This is a genomic window from Brenneria sp. L4-2C, assembly GCF_040240335.1.
Taxonomy (GTDB): domain Bacteria; phylum Pseudomonadota; class Gammaproteobacteria; order Enterobacterales; family Enterobacteriaceae; genus Brenneria.
The window spans coordinates 1-1,156 of sequence record NZ_JBEIAC010000057.1 but is presented as its reverse complement, the minus strand read 5'-3'; the positions used below and the strand labels follow the sequence as shown (position 1 = coordinate 1,156).

At 55.2% G+C, this 1,156-nt stretch carries 1 protein-coding gene; it reads right to left on the bottom strand.

Annotated elements, in window-relative coordinates:
• Positions 1 to 10: 10 nt before the first annotated feature.
• On the bottom strand, positions 11 to 1,156 hold a 1,146-nt coding region (tuf, locus tag ABRZ26_RS25005), incomplete at its 5' end, for an elongation factor Tu (RefSeq protein ID WP_319606707.1).

Below are 1,156 nucleotides of genomic sequence, written 5' to 3'. Positions count from 1 at the left end.
TTATCAGCGATTAAGCGATAACTTTAGCAACAACGCCCGCGCCAACGGTACGACCGCCTTCACGGATAGCGAAACGCAGACCGTCATCCATTGCGATCGGCGCAATCAGGTTAACAACCATCTTGATGTTGTCGCCTGGCATTACCATTTCCACGCCTTCCGGCAGTTCGATGGTACCGGTCACGTCAGTGGTACGGAAGTAGAACTGAGGACGGTAGCCTTTGAAGAACGGAGTGTGACGGCCGCCTTCGTCTTTGCTCAGGATATAAACTTCAGACTCGAACTGAGTGTGAGGTTTGATTGAGCCTGGTTTAGCCAGTACCTGACCACGCTCTACGTCGTCACGTTTGGTACCACGCAGCAGAACGCCGACGTTCTCGCCCGCGCGGCCTTCGTCCAGCAGTTTGCGGAACATTTCAACGCCGGTACAAGTGGTTTTCGTGGTGTCTTTGATACCCACGATTTCCACTTCTTCACCCACTTTGATGATACCGCGCTCTACACGACCGGTCACAACGGTACCACGACCGGAGATGGAGAATACGTCTTCGATAGGCAGCAGGAACGGTTTGTCAATCGCACGCTCCGGTTCCGGGATATAAGAATCCAGCGCTTCAGCCAGTTCGACGATTTTCGCTTCCCACTCAGCTTCGCCTTCCAGCGCTTTCAGCGCGGAACCACGAATGATTGGCGTATCATCGCCCGGGAAATCGTACTGAGACAGCAGCTCGCGCACTTCCATCTCAACCAGTTCCAGCAGCTCTTCATCATCAACCATGTCGCATTTGTTCAGGAACACGATGATGTAAGGAACGCCAACCTGGCGACCCAGCAGGATGTGCTCACGGGTCTGCGGCATCGGGCCGTCAGTCGCGGCAACAACCAGGATCGCGCCGTCCATCTGCGCGGCGCCGGTGATCATGTTTTTCACATAGTCGGCGTGTCCCGGGCAGTCAACGTGCGCGTAGTGGCGAGTCGGGGTATCGTATTCAACGTGAGAGGTGTTGATGGTGATACCACGGGCTTTTTCTTCCGGCGCGTTATCGATCTGATCGAATGCACGGGCGGCGCCGCCGTAGGTTTTAGCCAGAACGGTAGTAATGGCGGCAGTCAGCGTTGTTTTACCATGGTCAACGTGGCCGATAGTACCGACGTT